The organism is Paramaledivibacter caminithermalis DSM 15212, from assembly GCF_900142245.1.
Taxonomy (GTDB): Bacteria; Bacillota; Clostridia; order Peptostreptococcales; family Caminicellaceae; genus Paramaledivibacter; species Paramaledivibacter caminithermalis.
The window spans coordinates 1-20,694 of sequence record NZ_FRAG01000029.1 but is presented as its reverse complement, the minus strand read 5'-3'; the positions used below and the strand labels follow the sequence as shown (position 1 = coordinate 20,694).

The window sequence follows — 20,694 nt, the reverse complement described above, 5'->3', positions numbered from 1 at the left end:
TCTTATTATAATCTTAATAGAATTAACAAGTTTAATATGATGTGATATAATATCTTTTATAGTTTATACTATTAATAGCCCTTTTATACAAATTAGGGAGGTAATTGAAAATGAGTGAAGAGAATAAACGTCGGTCAAAGAGATCGAAGGGAAGCAAAAAAAAATCTAAGAAAAAAAGTAAAATTTTACTTTTTCTTAAAATTACTTTTTTGCTTTTTATAATTATTGGATTTATAGGAGTTGGAATAGCTGCTGGCCTTGTTAGTGCTGCATTAAAAGATGTAAAACCTATTGATCCATCAAGAATACCTTTAATGTTAGATGAAAACTCATTTATTTATGATAACAAAGGCAATGTTTTAGAGAAAATTCAACGGGATGGGTTAAGAACTATTGTTAAATATGAAGAAGTTGATGATGATTTAAAAAATGCCTTTATCTCTACTGAAGATAGAACCTTTTTTGAGCATCATGGCTTCAATTATAAAAGACTGGTTGGTGCTGTTATACAAGGTATTAAATCTGGTGGCAGAATAAAGGGGACTAGTACAATCACTCAGCAATTGGCTAGAAACATTTATTTATCTGAAATTAAAAGCGAAAGATCATTGACAAGAAAAATAAAAGAAGCCTATTATGCTATTCAATTAGAAAAGTCTTTACAAAAAGAACAAATATTTGAAGCCTATCTTAATACTATTTATTTAGGAAGTGGGGCTTATGGAGTTCAAGCAGCAGCTCAAACCTATTTTTCAAAAGATGCAAAGGATTTGGACTTAGTGGAATCTGCCTTAATTGCAGGTATTACTCAAAGTCCTAGAAGACACTCCCCTTTTATAACTAAAAAGAAAGAGGATGTTGATGAAGATGATTATGTTTTAGATGATAGTGACGAAATATACACCATTGTCTTTAATGAAAGTTGTCTTGATAGATATAAAGATGTACTATTTTTTATGAGAACAACTAACAGTATAACTGAAAAACAATATGAAGAAGCAAAGAACGTTGATTTAAAAACTAAACTTAAACCAGGAAAATTAAAAAATACCAATATATCTTCTTTCTTTACTGATTTAGTTAAGGATGAAGTTATAGATGCTCTTACAATAGAATTAGATATTGCAAAGGAAGAAGCAAGAAACATGTTATATACACAAGGGCTAAAAATTTACAGTACATTAGATTTAGATATGCAAACAAACCTTGAAAACATATATGCCGATAACAAAAACTTTCCTCAGTTACAGTCAATTAGAAAGGATAAACAAGGCAATATTTTAAAGGCCGTAAAAAGTAACGGTAAAACAATAGGATATTCAATAGTTTTATATAAACAGGAAAATATTATTTCAAAAGATGGTGATTTAATAATACCAAAAGGCGACTTTAAATATGCCGATAACGGTGATTTGATTTTTCTAAAAAATAAAAGGCTGGATTTTATCTCCTTGAAGGAAAAAGGAAAATTAGTTGGTATTAAAGTAAAAGTTATGGATTCTTATAAATTCGATGATAAGAAAGATATGTATATGTATAAGGGTAATACTGTTAAAATACCACCACAGTACAAATCCTACGACAAAAATAATAATTTAATCGTAGCCAGTGAGTTTTTAAAATCTAATCCTAATTTCTTTAAAAAGGATAGTAACGGCAACATACTCATATCAAAGAATAATTATAGTATAAGTAGCAAGGGGATTATCCAACCTCAATCATCAACGGTAATAATTGATTATAGAACTGGAGAAATCAAAGCGTTAATAGGTGGAAGAAACATTAAAGGACAAAAACAATTTAATAGAGCGTTAAGTCCTAGACAACCAGGCTCTGCAATTAAGCCACTCTCTGTTTTTACACCAGCTATTGACAGTAAAGAATGGACAGAAGCATCAATAATAGATGATATACCCCATTATGATGCTAATGGTAGGAGATGGCCTAGAAACTGGTATGGAAAAAGCGATCCAAAGCATAAAGGATACTGGGGACTTACAACTCTAAGAGAAGCTTTACAACATTCTATGAATGTTCCAGCAGTAATTCTTGCAGAAAGACTTGGAATATCTACTTGTATTGAATACTTGAAAAAAATGGGAATTTCCAGCATAGTAGAATCTGGTGCTTCTACTGATACGAATTCTGCTGCCATGGGATTGGGTGGTATGACTAAAGGTATTTCTCCTTTAGAATTAACATCTGCCTATGGAAGTTTAGCAAATGCAGGTATCCATATAAAACCTTTTTCTTTTACAAAGGTTACTGATCGAGATGGTAATATTATCTTAGAAAACAAGCCTCAAAAAAATTACGTGGTAAGCCCTCAAGTAGCCTATATCATGACAGATATGCTAAGAAGCGGCGTTGAAGAAGGTGGTACTGGTGGTAGAGCAAGATTGAAAAATATGCATGTAGCTGGTAAAACAGGTACTACATCCGATAATTATGATGCTTGGTTTGTAGGATATACCCCTTATTATGTGGCTGGCGTATGGATTGGTAACGACCTTCAAATAGATCTTCCTAATGGTAGTAGGCTAAGTGCCGAACTTTGGAAGAAAATTATGACTAAAATGCATGAAGGATTGGAAGAAAAGAATTTTGAAAAACCTGAAGGCATAATTCGTGTAGCCATAGATAAAGAATCTGGAAAGCTTCCTACAGAGCTTTCTTCAAAGGATCCAAGAGGAAGTACTGTAAGAAACTATTACTTTATTGCAGGTACCCAGCCAACTGAATATGATGATGTCCATGTAGAAGCAGTTATTTGTGCTGAAAGTGGAAAGCTTGCTACAGAATATTGCCCAGGTGATGTTATTGGTAATCAGGTTTTCATCAAAAGACCTATTCCTTATAATCCTGAAGAACATGGTGGCTATATTCCTACGGATTATCAATATGAGGTTCCAAAGGAATACTGTGATATTCATACATCAAATTTTAACACTAATACACCTATTGAAAATTTACCTATTGGTACTATAGTTTTACCAAATGGTACAAGAATTTATCCAGATGGAACCAAGCTTCTTATAGATGGAACTATTGTATATCCAGATGGTACAGTTAAATCTCCATTGGATAACACCAACATAAATAAGAATCCCGAAACAAATAATCCAAACTCTAATGATGACGTTGTTGATAGTGATGATGATAGTTTAATAGACAGTAATGATTAAAGAATATCCGGTAGAAAACTACCGGATATTTATTTGGGTGTTTCTTCATTAGGCGGTGCAGCCTCCTTATTTTTAGGATTTAAAAAACTAGGTCTCTCTCTCACCTCTGGAATTGGCTTTCTAGTTAATATAGTAGCTAAAGTTTTGCCATTAAAGGGAATAAGAGGCCATGTATATCTTATATAACCAAAGGACTTAGTAGTAATAAATACTATAAATATAAATATCAAGGCTATTACAAATCCATATATCTTAAATAATCCAGTAGCTATCAGCAAAATCAATCTAAAAAGTCTAATTGCCATTGAAAATTCAATACTGGGTGTTGCGAACATACCTAACCCTGCTACTGCCATATAAAGTACAGTTTCAGGAACAAACCAACCAACCTTTATAGCAAATTCACTTAAAACCAAACCTCCAATTATTGCAAGAGAAGTTGACAAAACATTTGGTGTATGTATTGAAGCAATTCTTAATAAATCAATACCAAATTCAAGTATAATGAATTGTATAAGTAGTGGAATTTCCCCTGTCTTTTTAGGACCTAAAAATTCAAGCCAATCAGGAACAACGCCTTTGTAGTATACTAATAATAGCCAAAGTGGTGGTATTATCAATGAAAAAAATATTCCAATAAATCTTATCCATCTAAAATAAGTTCCCACTGCAGGATTTTGGTAATAATCTTGGGCATGTTGAGTAAAGTGAAACATTGTAACTGGTACTATCATGACACTTGGAGAATTATCAACAATAAGAATTATATGCCCTTCTAGAAGATGGGAAGCTGTAACATCAGGTCTTTCAGTATATCTCGCTTGAGGCAGTGGATTCCAATTTCTACCCAATATAAATTCTTCCAGAGTTTTTTCTGACATTTCCAGTGCATCGGTCCTTATTTCATCTATTTTCTTCTTTAAATCATTTATTAGTTTTGGATTGGCTATATCCTTTATGTAACCTATAACAACATCTGTCTTAGATCTTGTTCCAACCTTAGTTATCTCAAATCTCAGATTTGGATCCCTTATTCTCCTTCTGATTAATGCTGTATTAAATACTAAGGTCTCTGTAAACCCATCCCTTGATCCTCGGGTTACTTTTTCAAGTTCAGGCTCCTCTGGACCCCTAGCAGGATATGTTCTAACATCTAAAATAATTGCCTTATCCTCCTTATCTATCAGTATTGCTAAGGCTCCAGATAAGACCATAAATTCTAACTGCTCAATTTCATCAGTTACTTCTACTTCTAAGTATGCTATCTTTTCCGTCATTAATTTTTCAATAATATTAGAATTTATATCTTCTCTTCGTAGGCATTGTAGGGTTTTTTGTATAAAGAGCATAATGTCGTCTTTAGCAAAACCATCTATAAATAATAAGGAAGCAGCTCTGCCTCCTATTTTGATTTCTCTATTAACAATATCAAAGCTTTTGGATATACCTATTCTATTATCAAGAAGCCCTATGTTTTCACTTATTTTCTTCGATAGCTTCATCTTTTCTTCCACTCCTGTTTATTATTTCTTCCATTGCCCTTGTTATAATAGGAGCACCAATTTCACAATCGTCCTTACCATCCATTTTACCAATATCACCTATTCCAACTATTAATGGAACATCACATTCACTTAGCACATCAACTGTATCTCCAAACAAAACTTGTTGATTTGTTTTATCACCGAATTTATTTACAGCTTCCTTTATTATTTCACCATCCTTTGTTATAGAGAAATCCACCTCAACGCCATTAACATATTCTGTATTAGAAGCAACAGCAATTACACCTAAAACTTCAATATCATTATGGTTTATAATATACTTTAAAGCTTGCTCTCCTTTACCCATTCTATTATGTCCCCTGTCGTCTACCATGACAACAACAGGATCATGCTTAGCTTGTTTGATATAATTAACTATTTCTTTTCCATTTATGGGAGTTGGATTTCCAGCAGAGCTTGATATACATCGTCCTCCAATATTTGTTACAGCTCTTTCTACAGCTCTTTTAGCAAATCCATCACCATCTGTAACAATTATTATTCTTCTTTTTTTTTGCATAATTATTTCCCCTCTAATTGTAAAAATCTATTTCTTACTTTTAGGATTAAAAATTACTGCCATTATGTATCCAAATACAACAGCTGCAGCAACCCCTCCCGCAGTCGACTGAATACCTCCCGTGAAGGCTCCAATTAAACCAGCTTTTTTAACTGAGTCCATTGCTCCTTTTGCCAATGAATAACCAAATCCAGTTAACGGTATAGTTGCTCCAGTACCACCAAATTTTGCTATAGGTTCGTATATTCCTAGGGCAGTCAGAATGGCCCCAGTTGTTACAAAAGAAACTAATATGTGGGCTGGAGTAAGCTTAGTACCATCCATTAAGAGTTGCCCTATCACACATATTATTCCCCCTACTATAAATGCTCTAATATAATCCATTTCAAACCTCCTAGCATCTATTATTTGTTATTGATACAGCATGGGCAATCCCAGGTATTGATTGTTTTTGTTGAGTACTTGTAACAGATAATAATGCTCCTGTAGAAATTAATAAAACACTATTTATGTTATTTTTCATCATTTCTTTGTAGATATATCCACAAAATACTGAAGCTGAACATCCACATCCACTACCACCAGCATGGGTATCTTGGGCTTTATTATCAAAAATCAGAAGCCCACAATCATTATAATTTTTTAAGATATCATAACCCTTATCTAGAACTAATTCTTCAGCAATTTCTTTTCCAATTTTACCTAAATCTCCTGTTATAATTAAGTCATAATAACTTGTAGGAAGTCCTGTATCTTCAAAATGCTTTACTATTGTATCAGCAGCAGCTGGAGCCATTGCTGCTCCCATATTATTGGCATCTTTTATACCTAAGTCTACAACTTTGCCTGTAGTTACATAATCAATCCTTGGTCCATATCCAGAGGAAGATACAATAGCAGCACCTGCTCCTGTAACTGTCCATTGGGCAGTAAGCTTTCTTTGATTTCCATGTTCCAATGGAAATCTAAATTGTCTTTCTGCACTACTGAAATGACTTGAAGTTACTGCTACTAAATTGTCAGCATAGCCTCCATCAACAGTCATTGCACCCAAGCTTAATGACTCTGTCATAGTAGAACAAGCTCCATATAAACCATAAAATGGAATACCTAGATCCCTAGCAGCAAAGGATGCTGACATTAGTTGATTTAGTAAGTCTCCAGAAAACATATATTCAATATCAGATAGTTTTTTACCTGACTTTTCTACAGCAGATTTTACAGCTTCACGAAGCATTTTACTTTCTGCAAGCTCCCAGCTTTTTTCTCCAAAAAGATCGTCCTTCAATATCACATCAAAATATGAACTAAGGGGTCCTTCACCTTCTTTTGGTCCTACAATACTTGAAGTTCCAGTTATTACAGGAGGACTATCGAATTTTACTGTTTGAGTACCAATTTTTTTAACTGCCAAATCTATACCTCCTTATCTCGTGAAAAAATAATATAGTAAACCAATTATTACTGAAGATCCAAATCCATAAACCAAAACTGGTCCAGCTAAGCTAAACATTTTTGCTCCAACTCCAAGAACATAGCCTTCTCGTTTGAATTCCATTGCAGGTGCAACAATGGAATTTGCAAATCCCGAAATTGGAACTATAGATCCAGCACCTGCTTTTTTCCCTAGTTTATCGTATATTCCCAGTCCAGTTAAAAACGCCCCTAAAAATACCATTATTATTACTGTTACAGTATTTGCATCGGTTTTATTTAATCCAAAGTCTTTTAATGTATTCGTAATAAATTGAGCTATGGTACAAATTGCTCCTCCAACAAAAAAGGCCCAAAGGCTATTTTTTAAATAGCTAGGTTTAGGTACCTTTTTATTCACATACTTTTTATATTCTTTTTCTTTACTTATTTTTGTTATTTGCTTTTTCACACTAACATCTCCTCTAAGAACCAATAATAGATATACATTAATAAGATTTATGGTATAATTAGTTTCGTATTTGTTCTAAATTTTTTTTAATATTTGTTTGCGTAATATCTTTATTAATCATTAAAGCTTGACACTGATGTCTTGTTTCATTATCTTCATAATTTTTCATAAGAATTAAACTTACACTTGAGTTTTTACAATAATTTGTATTCATTTGAATCCTCCAATATAGGCTTTAACATCTATTAATGAACCTAGAATTATTTACTCTTTTAACTCGATCATTTTCTTACTAATATAGATTTCCCATAGTAAAACTTAATTTATGCATATAAAAATATCCAGAGTTTTTAAGGATTTTTAATGTGTATAAATTAACTGTTTTACTGGAATATCTATAAATGATCACTAATAAAATAATACTCTGTATTAAAAACTAACTTAGCGGACATTGGTCTATTTATTTTTGTCTTTTTAGACACATGGTAGAATGAAGCTAAAGAAATCATAATTAGAAAAATTATTACAATTATTTTTTTATTAATATAGACTTTCATTTTATCACCTCAAAACATATCTTTATTATAGTATTAACCATATTAGCTTTTATTAATTCCAAAAAAAAAGACATGCTTTATCATGTCTTTTCTAATATAGTTTTCATCAGCTTTAATACTTTTTTTTCAATTCTTGAAACCTGCACTTGAGATATTCCTAGTCCTTTAGCTATTTCCGATTGAGTTTTATCTTTAAAATATCTTAAAACAATTATCTGCCTTTCCCTAGGTTTTAACTGACTTAAGGCTTCCTTTAAGGCAATATTGTCTATGATTTTTTCATTATCCTCACTTTTACTTTCACTAATTTTGTCGATTAAATGTATTGGAGAACCATCATTTTGATGTATAACGTCATATAAATAATCAGGATGAGTATTTGATTCCAATGCTAAAACAATTTCCTCTTTATCAATTTTTAATTCATCTGCTATCTCAAGTATTGTTGGTTCTCTTCCAAATCGCTTTGATAGGGCCTCTTTTGTATATTTTACCTTATTGGCAGTTTGCTTTAAGCTTCTACTTACTTTTATTATTCCATCATCCCTTAAGAACCTTTTTATTTCACCTATAATCATTGGAACTGCATATGTAGAAAATCTAACTCCATGACTTGAGTCAAATTTATGAATTGCTTTAATTAAACCAATACTTCCTAACTGAAATATATCGTCTCTTTCATATCCTCTATTGTCAAATCTATTTACTATGCTCTTTACTAATCCAAGGTTTTCATCAACTAATATGGCTTGAGCTTCTTTGTCACCCTTTTGAGCTTTTTCAATTAGCTCAAATGTTCTTTCAGTATCAAAATTATTATTTTCTTTAAATGAAGCAGTTACCCCATAATATCTACTCCTCATTTTCTTTAGCCCTTATTCTTATTCTTTTTCTCATTTCTATTTTTGTTCCCTTATTCTTTTCTGATTTAATAAATACCTCATCCATAAAGGTCTCCATTACTGTAAATCCCATACCAGATCTTTCTAGTTCTGGCTTAGAAGTATATAAAGGCTGTCTAGCAAGTTCTATATCCTCTATTCCATTACCAAAATCTTCTATTATAATTTCTATATTATTTCCATTTATTTTACATTCTATAACTATCTTTTCATTTGAATTATCGTAACCATGGATTATTGCATTTGTAACTGCTTCCGAAACAGCAGTTTTTATATCTGCCAATTCTTCTATCGTTGGATCCAACTGTGATACAAATGAAGCCACAACAACCCTTGCAAAAGACTCATTTTGAGATTTACTTAAAAACTCTATCTTCATATAATTTTGAAAATTCAATCTATTCACCCCTTTACATATTTTCTAAAGCCTTTTCCTTAGTAGAATACTTATCTATGATTTTATATATTCCAGCCATTTGGAAAATCCTATCTACATGAGCATTGGTATTAACAACTCCTACCCGTCCTCCCAATTTACTTATTTTTTTATATCTTCCAATGACTACTCCAATCCCCGAACTATCCATAAACTTCATATTTGATAGTTCAAAAACTATATTTTTAATATTCTTTGAATCTATGGCGGTGTCAATATCTTCCCGTACATCCTCTGCAGAATGATGATCCAATTCTCCATTAATGTAAACAATTAATGTATTATTTTCCACTTCTAATTTTAGTTGCAATCCAATCCCTCCCATTTCTTTTGTATTATATTAATATTCTTTAATTTATAATCTTTTCCTTCAGTGAAATTTGGCTATTTTTGTAACTCTTGGTTCTAATTTTCCCACAATATAAAAAATGGTGTCGAAGGACACCATAAGCACTAATCTTCTGATTTTATAATAATTGCTTCCATTTCGTTAATAGCATCATTTATTAAGCCTTCCACATCCAATAGTTCTTCTGATTTTAAAATTTTATCGAGCCTAGGTTTTGTAACAGGCCTGTCTGGCAAAAATACTGTACAACAGTCCTCAAATGGTAGAATTGATGTTTCATAGGTATCAATTGTTTTTGAAATTTTAATGATATCCATTTTATCCATAGCAATTAATGGTCTAAATACTGGTATATTAACGGAAGCGTTTGTTACATTTAAGCTTTCTATTGTTTGACTAGCAACCTGCCCAATACTTTCTCCCGTAATTAATGCTTTACACTTTCTATCCATTGCTACTCTTTCGGCTATTTTCATCATAAATCTTCTGGAAAGTATAGTCATCTCCTCTAGACGACAATTTTCATTAATAGCTTTCTGTATGTTTAGAAGATTGACTGAATGTACTCGAATCCTGCCACAATATCTACTCAAAATTCTTGCTAATTCTAAAACCTTTTCCTTAGCTCTATCACTAGTAAATGGATAGCTATGATAATGGATAGCTTCAATCTCTACACCTCTTTTAGCGACAAGCCATCCAGCTACAGGGCTATCTATGCCACCCGAAAGCAAGAGCATCGCCTTTCCGCTAGTTTTATATGGCATGCCTCCAAATCCTGGAATTTTCCTTGAATATACGTACGCCTTGTCCCTTACCTCTATATTGATTGTCACATCTGGATTATGTACATCAACCACTAAATCATCAGTATTTTTTAGTATATATCCTCCCACCATTCTACTTATTTCTGGTGACTTGACAGGGAATTTTTTATTGGCCCTTTTTGCTTCCACCTTAAAAGTTTTTATATCATCCTTTTCTAGACATTCCTTTGCATGCTCTAGAGCTATTTCACATATCTTATCCATATCTGCTTCAAAAATATATGCAACACTTACTGAAACTATTCCAAATACATTAATAACTACTTCTATTATCTCTTCATCATCATGATCCCCTAGTTCGATATATATTCTTCCATGGGCCTTATATATATTCATATCTCCAATATGTTTTACAGCTGTCTTTATATTTTTTAAAAGAGTATTTTCAAAATAAGGTCTATTTAATCCCTTTAAACTTATTTCCCCGTATCTTATAATAAGTATCCTTTCCATGTTATCCTCTCCCGCCAATAACTTTTCTTAAATCTCTAACTATATTCTTTAGCTTGTCTATAACATAATCAATTTCTTCTTCAGTATTTTGAAAACTTAAGCTAAATCTTATGGCTCCCTCCATTTCATCCTCTGTAAGGAACATTTCCTTTAAAACATGACTAAATGACTTTTTTCTTGATGAACAAGCAGAGCCTGTTGAAACATATATGCCTTCTTGCTCTAAGGAATGAAGTAAAACCTCTCCTCTAATTCCTTTAAAGGAAATATTTAGTATATGGGGAGCTGAATCTTCTTCTATAAATCCATTTATCTTTATTCCTTCAACATTATTTTTTATACCATTTAATAGCTTAACCTTCAAATTTCTCATTTTATTTACATTATTATCAAATTCCTTTTTAACATGATCAGCTGCAATCCCTAGTCCAAGAATACCAGGTACATTCTCAGTCCCTGACCTTATTCCAAGTTCCTGATTTCCACCAAAAACTATTGACTTGATTTTTGTCCCCTTTCTTACATACAATGCTCCTATTCCCTTTGGTCCATGTATCTTATGTCCACTAATTGACATTAAATCAACCTTTAGTTTCTTTAAGTTTATCTTAACCTTTCCAAAGGCTTGAATAGCATCTACATGGAGTAGTGGTTTGTTTTTTCTTTTGTTAATTATATTAGTTATTTCAGAAATTGGTTGTATTGTTCCAACTTCATTATTTACATACATAACGCTTATAAGGACTGTATCATTTCTTAATGTGTTTTTAAATTCATCAATATCTATAAGTCCAGCTTTATCAACCCTCAAATACGAAACATCATAGCCTCTCTTTTCCAGTTCATTAAATACATTTAACACCGAGGGATGCTCAATTCTTGTAGTAATGATATGCTTTCCCTTCCTTTTATTACCCTCTAAAGATCCAAAAATAGCTAAATTATTTGATTCTGTACCACCAGATGTAAAGTATATCTCTACTTCATCAGCACCTAATGCCTTAGCAACTTGATTTCTAGCCTTTTTTACTAACTTCTCAACCTCAATACCTTTACGATGTAAAGATGAAGGATTACCATAGTAATCTGTCATAGCTTTAACCATTATATTAATTACTTCTTCTTTAGGTCTCGTTGTAGCTCCATTATCTAAATAAACTTCCATTAAAAACACTCCTACCACATTATATTCTTTCCATATTTTATCTTACTCAATAGTTTTTGTAAAGAGATGGTTTATATTCAAACTAATATTCTTTTTAGAACAAAGGCGTCTTCAACACATTTTAAGTTGCAAGTTCCATGTTTCAAGTTGCAAGTATTAGGATATTTATAATAAGTTTTGAAAGAAAACAATTTGCACAAACATTCACTGTAAATAGTTTTAATTTGCATTCCAACCCCTTATTTTACTGTGTTTGGCTATGCAATTTTTCGCAAAAAAAATTTGAGTTACTAGACAATAAAAAAGAAGTGGAAAAGTATTGTCCTTCCACTTTTTTACTCATACAATAGATTAACGTATTGTGCTAATTAATTAAATTTTTTGTTTACAAAGTGCCTTAGAAAGTTTTAATATTTCCTTTGAGTGATTTTAATAAATCCGTTTTCACTTTCAATATCATGTGAAAAACAGGTTTATTGCATGAATTAAATTAAGGAAACAGAAGCCCACAAAATTTAGACTGAAAAATCTTTTGTGCGTTCTATATATTAAAATTCTCGGGATAGAAACTATCAAAATAGGTTAAGTTATCCAAAAAATAGCTTAATGGTATCTTCATCATTCTTTTTACCAATATAGCTTCCTATAATAAATGCTAGCAAAGATATTAACACAGTAGGTACTATCTGATGCATTCCTAACCATTTAACTTTTTGAATTGTAAAATAGAAGTATGCAGCTATTCCTGTTGCCATAGATAGTAAAGCTCCAGTAGCATTTCCTCTTTTCCAATACAAGCCTAAAAGAGTAGGCCATAAAAATGCTGCTTCAAGACCACCAAAGGCAAATAAATTAATCCAAACCAGCAATTCTGGTGGCTTTATTGATAATAGAAATACTATAATTCCTAGAACAGCAGTTGTATAAAAGCTTAACTTACTAATCCTTTTAGATGATATATCTTTACCGCCATAGTTAATGTATAAATCCTTAATAATGGTAGCTGCTGAAAGAATTAACATAGAATCAACTGTTGACATTATGGCTGCCAATGGTCCAGCAATAAATATTCCAGCTAAAACTGGATGTAATACTTTCAACGTTATAGTAGGGACAGCTAAGTCTCCAACCTCTATATTGGGAACTATGACAGAACCTAAAACTCCTATTAAATGCATTCCAAGCATTAAGAATCCAACGACAATCGTTCCTATTATCATTGCATTATGTAATGATTTCGAATCTTTAAAGCCCATACATCTTATTGTTGTTTGAGGCAAACCTAGTACTGCAAAGCCAACTAGAATCCAAAATGATAAAATAAAAGGTTTAGCTATAGCTCCACCTGAATCTGGTGTTAATGCTGCTGGATTTATCTGATACAAGGAATCCATTATATTTTCTAATCCTCCACCTGTTTTTATAACCGCAAAGAATAGAAAAATTGTGGCAAAAACCATTACAATCCCCTGAATAGCATCAGTTAAAGCTACTGCTCTAAAACCTCCTACTGCAGTGTAAATTATAACAGTAATACCAAATATTATAAGCCCTACAATATAAGGATATCCCGTAACTGTCTGAAACAACCTCGCTCCTCCAACAAATTGAGCTATCATAGCAGCTGAAAAAAATATAAGTATAGCAATGGAAGATAGGATTACTACAGCATCACTTTTATATCTCGCCCTTAAATATTCTGTTACAGTAACAGCTTCAATTTTTCTAGATATTATTGCAAATTTTTTACCTAAAACACCCAACGTAATAAATGCAGTTGGCACTTGAATCATGGCAAGAAGTACCCATCCAAGACCTAGCTTGTATGCAACTCCTGGTCCTCCAATAAAACTACTGGCACTTGTATAGGTTGCTATAAGAGTCATTGCCAGTACAAAACCTCCCATACTTCTTCCTCCGATAAAATACTCTTGTAAAAATCCCTTACCTTCTGTTTGTATAGCTACTTTGTTACTACGATAAGCTATATATAACATGAGTGTTAAATAAGCTATCATTGGTATAATTATCTGAATATTGCCCATATTAACCTCCTATTTGTATAATTTTTCTTATACAGTAATTCAAAAATTATTCCTCATCAAAATCAACTTCAACAAAGAATTTCTTTACAACAACAAATAATAATACACATATAACTATATATCCCAATATACAGCTGTAAAAAAACCAGCTGGGGAATCCTAGGACATATGAATATTTTGAAGGTTCTTGATATCCTAATCCATATGCAAAGGCATACCACCAAATAAAAAAGAAGGCATAAAGACCAATAGTTATACAAGCTTCTTTGTTTAAAATTTTATTTTTTTGCTTATTATTCAACTGATATCTCTCCTTTCCTTTAATTTTTAACAATAAAAACTCAATGTTATCTATCTCTTTTCTTTTTATCAGATTTATTTATTTGAAAAATCTTTGAGATCCTATACAATAAAAAACTCTTTCTAAGTCTATTATGCACAAAAAGACATAGAAAGAGTATATTGTAATGCAAAAACTTAAGCTCATGGCTAAAAATATTATTTCTTGCACCATCCTTCTGTCTCGGTCCATATTATAGGCTCAGAGCAGATAAATAACTTATCAAGTTTTTAATGTTTAATAAATAAGGGTATAGTTCACTAAAAGATACTATCCGATTTCATTTTAGCATAGTACAATAATTTCTTCAAATAACTTTTTAGAAATTTAGGTTTTAAACATCTTAATAGATTTTATTATAATCTAGAAAACTTTTCCCTTACCTCTTTTATTTTTCCACAAGTCATATTTCCTTCAGGACAAGGATTATTCAAACAATTTGGTCCAGAATATTTAAATAAAGTAGGAGCTATACTTTTTACTTGCTTAAGCATTTCAGTAGCTAATTCCCTAATCTCCCACTGAGCTCTATTACAGCATCTATGCTTAAAAAAATTAAATAAAGCTCTAGCATTCATGGTAAAGACAATTTTTGTCTCACAGGCATTTGGAAAAATATACCTTGCATCTTCGATTGCCTTTTTCTCAGCAAGTCTTTTGGCTTCCTTATGACTGCATCCATCTTCAATATAAGTATCATAATGACTTTCAAATAATATATTAGTTAACTCATTATAGGTTTTCTGGTCTTCCTCCATAGCATTAATGAATTTTTCCTTTGCCTTTGGAATACATTCTATAGCTGGAGGTATTATGTATTCAAATTGATCAAGCTTAACATATCTTTGAGATTGCTGAGAATATGAGCATCCAATCCTATGCCTTACTAACTGGTGAGTTAGAACTCTACTAACACCCTCAACAGCAAAGGTAAAACTGACATGTTCAATTGGTGACTCATGCCCCATACTCATTAACATATCTAAAAATTTATTTGTATTTTCATCTGTTAACTTGTCCTCTATTTTATCTACACCAACGGGTGAATAACAAAGCTTGGCAGCTGAAGCAATAAGTTTTTCAGCATCTGGAGTATATCTTAAAAGATTCACCTTTAGTTTTGCACTCATTATTATTCCTCCTAAATTTTTTCTTAATATTCTTCATAATTATACCATAGATGTTCTAATTATTCTTTTTTCAGTAATTATACTCTTTACAGGCATATCGAATTCATTTACTGGAACCCTCTCAACTATTTGATAATCATAGCATATAGCAATTGTCATAGTAGTATCTTTCAATTTTTTGAGGAATCTATCATAATAACCTCCCCCAAAGCCTATTCTATTTCCCTGTTTATCAAAAACTACACCAGGGACTATTACCAAGTCTATATCTTCTATTTTCACTTCTCGAAGGTGGCTGCTATCGGGTTCTTTATACCCAAAATGATTTAGAATAAGTTCATTCTCAGGATTTTTAATTTCACTTGGTATTATTTTTCTTTCTTCTTCTATGCAAAAGGGTACAATAACTTTTTTTCCAACATTTAAGCAATAATCCATTAATTTATAAGTGTCTACTTCATTTCTAAAACTTAGATAAATCATTATATTACTGCTTTCTTTAAAAACTTCTAAATCAGTTAATTTAGAAATTATTTCTTTGCTATGCTTTTCAACGTCTTCATCCTTCATTTCTTTTCTCTGAATAAGCATACTCTTCCTTAAAACTTTTTTAGTATTAGTTTTCATCTTTACCTCCATAAAATCTTGAATCATTTTATATATATTTTAACCTATAACTACTTATAATCAATTATCTCTAGGAATGGATTTTTGTATTTCACTCCGTATTTAAATTTTATCATATTTTTTTGTATTTTTTCTTGCAAATTATGTCGAATTTTGTTATAATTTCTTTGTGGTTATCCCCCTGGAAAACCTCAATCATATAATCTCTATTCCCAATACCCCTAGCAAAAGATTTACCATTGGTAAGTCTTTTGCTCTTTTTTTGTTAAATGCCCAAATCTTATAATTGCGTATATTACTATTAGAATGGGTTCTTCTTTAGTCAAGTTCGTAAGCTAATTTTTATTAATATATCTTAATATTCTTTTAATTGTTAACTTTATTATTGTATAATATTAATTATCATATATAAGCTTATCAAGGAGGTTTATCATGACAAATAAAAAGGTTGCTGTTGTTTTTACAGGTGGAACCATATCTATGAAAATTGATCCTAGAATTTCTGCGGCTATTCCAGCTTTATCAAGCGAAGAGATAATGTCCATGGTTACAAACATAGATAGGTTTGCAGATATAGAAATTGTGAACTATGAAAGAATACCAGGTCCCCATATGACTCCACAAAAAATGATGCAATTATCTAGAATAGTAAAAGGACTAGTCCAAAGAAATGATATTGATGGAATTGTAATAACCCATGGCACAGATACTTTAGAAGAAACAGCCTACTTATTAGACTTGAACATATTTTCTAAGAAACCTATAGTGGTTGTAGGAGCAATGAGAAATGGTTCTGAATTAGGATATGACGGGCCCAGTAATTTGGCTTCAGCTATATGTACCGTCATTTCTGAACAATCACAAAACAAAGGTGTCCTTGTGGTTATGAATAATGAAGTAAATGCTGCAAGTGAGGTTACAAAAACTCATACCCTCAGCCTTGATACTTTTAAGTCCTTAGAATTTGGTCCATTAGGTATAGTTGATAATGATGAGCTTATTTTTTATAGGGACATAGTAAAACACCATCATATAGAAACCGATAGCATTGAAGAAAACGTATACCTCATCAAAACCTATGCTGGAATTGACTCATCTTTATTAGACTTTTGTGTTAATAGCGGTGCTAAGGGTATAGTTATTGAAGCAATGGGTAGAGGTAATATTCCTCCTATGATGGTAGATGGAGTTAAAAATGCAATTTCAAAGGGAATTAAAGTAGTTCTAGTATCAAGATGTCCAATGGGAAGAGTATTAGACTCATATGGTTATGAAGGTGGAGGTAAAAAGCTTAGGGAATTGGGTGTTATTTTTGGCGGCAGTTTAAATGGACAAAAAGCCAGAATAAAACTTATGTTGGCACTCTCTATTACTAATGATAATGAAAAGGTTAAGGAAATATTTGAAAAAGATTTTTATACTAAGTAGATTCGTTTTATAACTAAAATAATATTGCTGTATAATAATTTTACCCATAATATTATTTAAAGAGGGCCTTAATATCCCTCTTTAAACTTTAATTCTTAGGCTATAACATCAATAATTTCATAATCATAATTTACTGATAAATCAATATATTCATCTGAAGTTTTTATCAATGGTTTGGTAGGATTGTAATTATTAACCAATACAACTGTTCCAATTTTATTGTTATTTAATTTAACTACATTTCCAACATAGAATTGATATATATTTTTTAAGAATATGTTGGCTATAACTGGATCTAATTGACCAAAGCTATTTTGAAAAATATATTCTGCCACTTTAAATGAAGAAGTTTTAGGACTTTTAGATGTCATAGCATCATACATATCCGCTACTGCAACTATTTTACTATACATATTTAGATTATCGCCAGATAACCCTAAAGGATAGCCTTTACCGTCTAATCTTTCATGATGTTGTAGAGCAGAAAAAATAATATTATCATTTGTTAAAGATGTTTTTTTAAGAATATCATAACCATGTTTTGTATGAAGTTTTAAAGCCTTTAATTCTTCCTCCGTAAGCTCTTGAGTTTTATTTAGTATTTCCTTAGGCACTTGACTTTTTCCTATATCATGTAATAGTCCAGCTAAAGCAATATCATAAAGCTCATCGCGCCTAAAATTCATCCATTTCCCAATCATAGTTGATATTAATGAAACATTGATAGAATGCTTATATATGTATTCTTCATTTACATCTATCTGTCTTAGTCGTCCTAATATATTATTGTTTTTTACAATTTCATCTACTAGGGAGTTAACTGTCTCATCTAAATCTCCAACTACTATTTCTTTTCCTGTCTTTGCATTAGTAAATATTTTTATAAATTCACTTATTGTCCTTTGATATTCCTTATTTAAGTTCTTATCAACTATAATTATCTGTTCTTTATTATCATCTTCTTCTCCATCAACAACATAAACAAAATCCTTAGTTATTTTTTTCAATCCTCTTATAAGTTTTTCAGACAATATAGTTCCACTTCTAGCATATAATATATCATGTTTTCCCATAATATCTTCAGCTAATATCATACCATCCTTTAATTCATCAATTGAAATAAGTTTCATATGATTCCCCCCTAAAACTTAACAAATACTATAAAGAACTATCTCTCTTTTATAACTTTACTCAAGATAAATGCAAATTTAAAACTCAGGACAATTAAACATATATATTATCCTTCTTCCATTAATTATTTCATTATAAAAGTATTATAAATTTAATTTATCTTGCTTGTTTATATCTTCATACAGTTATATCGGAAATCTTAGCCTTTTTATTTAGATATAATTCTATAAATTTATAAATATAGGAATATAGTCCAATATGAAACTTAACATAATGATTAATTTTTTACAAAACAAATTGAAAATTGCTATCAAAAAAATCCCGAAATGACATTTATCCCTTTCGGTTTAACTATTCAATGCTTTGTTTTGAATCTTTGGGTATTAGTAATTTTTTTGATATCAATATAGTTAATATTAAAGCTGTTACTAGCCTTATAGTTAATAATAGAAATCCATTTGCTCCTACTGCTACAAATATTAAGGTATCTTCAATAACTGCATGACAGCAAACTAAGAAAATACTAACAAGGATTAGACTCCTCTTATCTAAATTTCCTTCTTTTGCACTTTGGATTATGACCCCTGCTCCATAGGCTAGCCCAAATACTAATCCTATAGCTAGAGGAAAAGCAGATTCCTTTGATACTCCCAACCATTTAGTTAAAGGCTTACAATAATCTGATAGTTTGTCAAGTATATTTAGATCCTTTGCGATTTCCATTACAATCATAAGTGGAAATACTATTATTGCTATATTTAAAATAGATTTTAATCCCCCTATGATACCTTCTGATATTATAGATGTTATATCGATCATAAACGATTTTCCTCCTAAAAAAATATTAAATTCAATATTAATCCAGAAATAACAGCTAAACCAATTCGTATTGATAATACAGCTATAACACTAACTCCTATTTTTTTACTAACAGCAGTTTCAACAGGTAATGTATGAGAAAAAGATAGCATAACAGCTATAATAGTAATTTGCTTGGCGGTTAAAGTTATAGAAGCAATTGCTCCTATAGCAGCATATATATTAAGTATATTGCCCAAAACTAAAACAACTGCTGCTTCTCCAGGTAATCCAAATGCTTTCATTAAAGGCTCAAACCATATAGCTATATAATTCAAAATGTGTGTATGCTTAAGTACTGTAATAATAAAATATACAGGCATAATAACCTTTGCTAATTCTATAACAGTATTAAAACTATTTTTTATGCCTCGTTTAATAGTATCAATATTAATCATTAAAACCTCCTAATTTATAGATTTTATAAATTTATACAGCTATAGGTAACCATATAAACCCTATAGACCCTTTATTCATAACATACTTATAATAGCATAGGTAACAATAAACTTAAAGTATTTTCTGATAAAAGATTAAATTTAATTAACAAAATAACTATCAGTCATTTATTTAACATATTAATTAAAAATAATATTTAATCAAATTCTAATCGAGTAGCTAGAAAACAGGATAATTAGTCCTGTTTTCTTTGCTTTCATAAAACCAGACTTGCATTTGCCGTATCTGGCTCCTGAAATTTCTCACCGAATTAATAATAATTCGACAACAAACCAACTTCTTTATATCAATGAGACCTATCTCGAAGTTGTTTTATGCCAGCTATTTGTACCTTTAGGCATTTCAGCCTTCTTTTTAACACCTTCGCCCTTGTTTGAAATTCTTTTAGATACACTTTGAAATTTCTTCCACCCTTCGCACCTATCATAAGCTTTTTGCTTAAGATAGCCATATTGACTACGCAATATGTCACCTATATTTTTTCCTTCAGTCTATTACTAGCTTTCACAGGTATAGGTTTATTCACTACTACGGCTTCATCTGCATACTGCACTTTCTTTTTACTTCTTGCTTTCGCTTGATAGTAAAATCTACAGCTTCAAGTACAGTACTTCCGAGGTTAAGTTACTCCGCCTGTTATTAAAACGACCATCAGAACACATGTAGTTAAGCTAATTTTAGGACGTTCCCACTTCATGGAGGGTTATCCACTACACATGCCAACATTAGTTCACTTTCGTTCCCTTCCAATAACCGTCATCAGCTTCCTTCAGACCCTTTCGTCGCCGAAAACGCCCTTGCCTACAACTTGTCTTCCCATTAGCTAGGTGACAGGTTTTCTTTCAAACCATCG

At 31.2% G+C, this 20,694-nt stretch carries 21 protein-coding genes; 2 read left to right on the top strand and 19 right to left on the bottom strand.

Translation table 11 applies throughout. The features are described from left to right. Window positions 1-110: 110 nt before the first annotated feature. Window positions 111-3,185: a transglycosylase domain-containing protein gene (locus BUB36_RS11645; RefSeq protein ID WP_073150259.1), complete on the top strand. Its 3,075-nt coding sequence runs from the start codon at window positions 111-113 to the stop codon at window positions 3,183-3,185. Between the two features lie 29 nt (window positions 3,186-3,214). Here the strand turns inward: BUB36_RS11645 and BUB36_RS11640 are convergent, their stop codons facing one another. The 15 genes from BUB36_RS11640 to BUB36_RS11575 form a co-directional block, all read right to left on the bottom strand. After that, the gene (locus tag BUB36_RS11640) at window positions 3,215-4,687 is read right to left on the bottom strand and encodes a spore germination protein (protein WP_073150256.1); all 1,473 of its coding nucleotides are present in this window, start codon (window positions 4,685-4,687) and stop codon (window positions 3,215-3,217) included. Beyond that, entirely contained in the window at window positions 4,662-5,249 is a 588-nt protein-coding gene (locus tag BUB36_RS11635; RefSeq protein ID WP_165613080.1) for a stage V sporulation protein AE, read from the bottom strand. The genes BUB36_RS11640 and BUB36_RS11635 overlap by 26 nt, the downstream gene beginning before the upstream one ends. A 27-nt stretch (window positions 5,250-5,276) precedes the next feature. Further along, window positions 5,277-5,633 carry a stage V sporulation protein AE gene (gene spoVAE / locus BUB36_RS11630; protein WP_073150250.1) on the bottom strand — a complete coding sequence of 119 codons (357 nt, stop codon included), beginning with the start codon at window positions 5,631-5,633 and terminating at the stop codon, window positions 5,277-5,279. A gap of 10 nt (window positions 5,634-5,643) precedes the next feature. After that, window positions 5,644-6,663, bottom strand: a complete 1,020-nt coding sequence (gene spoVAD, locus BUB36_RS11625) for a stage V sporulation protein AD (protein WP_207550807.1) — start codon at window positions 6,661-6,663, stop codon at window positions 5,644-5,646. A 12-nt stretch (window positions 6,664-6,675) separates the two neighbouring features. Further along, complete coding sequence (gene spoVAC, locus BUB36_RS11620) at window positions 6,676-7,134, bottom strand: stage V sporulation protein AC (RefSeq protein WP_242655794.1); 459 nt, start codon at window positions 7,132-7,134, stop codon at window positions 6,676-6,678. A 58-nt stretch (window positions 7,135-7,192) separates the two neighbouring features. Beyond that, a complete protein-coding gene (locus BUB36_RS19725) occupies window positions 7,193-7,348 on the bottom strand; it encodes a hypothetical protein (protein ID WP_165613079.1) in 156 nt (51 codons plus the stop codon). 423 nt (window positions 7,349-7,771) lie between these two features. Then, window positions 7,772-8,554 carry an RNA polymerase sporulation sigma factor SigF gene (gene sigF, locus BUB36_RS11615; protein WP_073150244.1) on the bottom strand — a complete coding sequence of 261 codons (783 nt, stop codon included), beginning with the start codon at window positions 8,552-8,554 and terminating at the stop codon, window positions 7,772-7,774. After that, on the bottom strand, window positions 8,544-8,972 hold the full coding sequence (gene spoIIAB, locus BUB36_RS11610) for an anti-sigma F factor (protein ID WP_073150299.1): 429 nt from the start codon (window positions 8,970-8,972) through the stop codon (window positions 8,544-8,546). Before spoIIAB ends, sigF begins: the two co-directional genes overlap by 11 nt. A gap of 31 nt (window positions 8,973-9,003) precedes the next feature. Further along, window positions 9,004-9,339 carry an anti-sigma F factor antagonist gene (spoIIAA, locus tag BUB36_RS11605; RefSeq protein WP_073150241.1) on the bottom strand — a complete coding sequence of 112 codons (336 nt, stop codon included), beginning with the start codon at window positions 9,337-9,339 and terminating at the stop codon, window positions 9,004-9,006. A 143-nt stretch (window positions 9,340-9,482) separates the two neighbouring features. Beyond that, window positions 9,483-10,658 carry a tRNA uracil 4-sulfurtransferase ThiI gene (gene thiI / locus BUB36_RS11600; RefSeq protein WP_073150238.1) on the bottom strand — a complete coding sequence of 392 codons (1,176 nt, stop codon included), beginning with the start codon at window positions 10,656-10,658 and terminating at the stop codon, window positions 9,483-9,485. 1 nt (window position 10,659) lies between these two features. Next, window positions 10,660-11,823 (bottom strand): cysteine desulfurase family protein, encoded by a 1,164-nt coding sequence (locus BUB36_RS11595; RefSeq protein ID WP_073150235.1) that lies wholly within the window; start codon window positions 11,821-11,823, stop codon window positions 10,660-10,662. Between the two features lie 587 nt (window positions 11,824-12,410). Beyond that, on the bottom strand, window positions 12,411-13,868 hold the full coding sequence (panF, locus tag BUB36_RS11590) for a sodium/pantothenate symporter (RefSeq protein ID WP_207550806.1): 1,458 nt from the start codon (window positions 13,866-13,868) through the stop codon (window positions 12,411-12,413). Between the two features lie 46 nt (window positions 13,869-13,914). Continuing rightward, window positions 13,915-14,169, bottom strand: a complete 255-nt coding sequence (locus BUB36_RS11585; protein ID WP_073150233.1) for a YhdT family protein — start codon at window positions 14,167-14,169, stop codon at window positions 13,915-13,917. A 395-nt stretch (window positions 14,170-14,564) separates the two neighbouring features. Continuing rightward, window positions 14,565-15,338 carry an FAD-dependent thymidylate synthase gene (thyX, locus tag BUB36_RS11580; protein ID WP_073150230.1) on the bottom strand — a complete coding sequence of 258 codons (774 nt, stop codon included), beginning with the start codon at window positions 15,336-15,338 and terminating at the stop codon, window positions 14,565-14,567. Between the two features lie 39 nt (window positions 15,339-15,377). Beyond that, on the bottom strand, window positions 15,378-15,965 hold the full coding sequence (locus BUB36_RS11575; RefSeq protein ID WP_073150227.1) for a 5-formyltetrahydrofolate cyclo-ligase: 588 nt from the start codon (window positions 15,963-15,965) through the stop codon (window positions 15,378-15,380). 429 nt (window positions 15,966-16,394) lie between these two features. On the opposite strand from BUB36_RS11575, the gene BUB36_RS11570 reads away from it, so the two are divergent. Next, window positions 16,395-17,393 (top strand): asparaginase, encoded by a 999-nt coding sequence (locus BUB36_RS11570; protein ID WP_334293002.1) that lies wholly within the window; start codon window positions 16,395-16,397, stop codon window positions 17,391-17,393. A gap of 95 nt (window positions 17,394-17,488) precedes the next feature. Here BUB36_RS11570 and BUB36_RS11565 read toward each other — a convergent pair whose 3' ends face one another. From BUB36_RS11565 to BUB36_RS19450, 4 genes are all read right to left on the bottom strand, one after another. After that, window positions 17,489-18,523, bottom strand: coding sequence for an HD-GYP domain-containing protein (locus tag BUB36_RS11565; RefSeq protein ID WP_073150221.1), 1,035 nt, complete (start codon window positions 18,521-18,523; stop codon window positions 17,489-17,491). Between the two features lie 352 nt (window positions 18,524-18,875). Then, window positions 18,876-19,343 (bottom strand): nucleoside recognition domain-containing protein, encoded by a 468-nt coding sequence (locus BUB36_RS11560; protein WP_073150218.1) that lies wholly within the window; start codon window positions 19,341-19,343, stop codon window positions 18,876-18,878. 14 nt (window positions 19,344-19,357) lie between these two features. Then, entirely contained in the window at window positions 19,358-19,780 is a 423-nt protein-coding gene (locus BUB36_RS11555) for a nucleoside recognition domain-containing protein (protein ID WP_073150215.1), read from the bottom strand. A gap of 347 nt (window positions 19,781-20,127) precedes the next feature. Beyond that, window positions 20,128-20,313, bottom strand: coding sequence for a hypothetical protein (locus BUB36_RS19450; RefSeq protein WP_131821253.1), 186 nt, complete (start codon window positions 20,311-20,313; stop codon window positions 20,128-20,130). Window positions 20,314-20,694 lie beyond the last annotated feature (381 nt).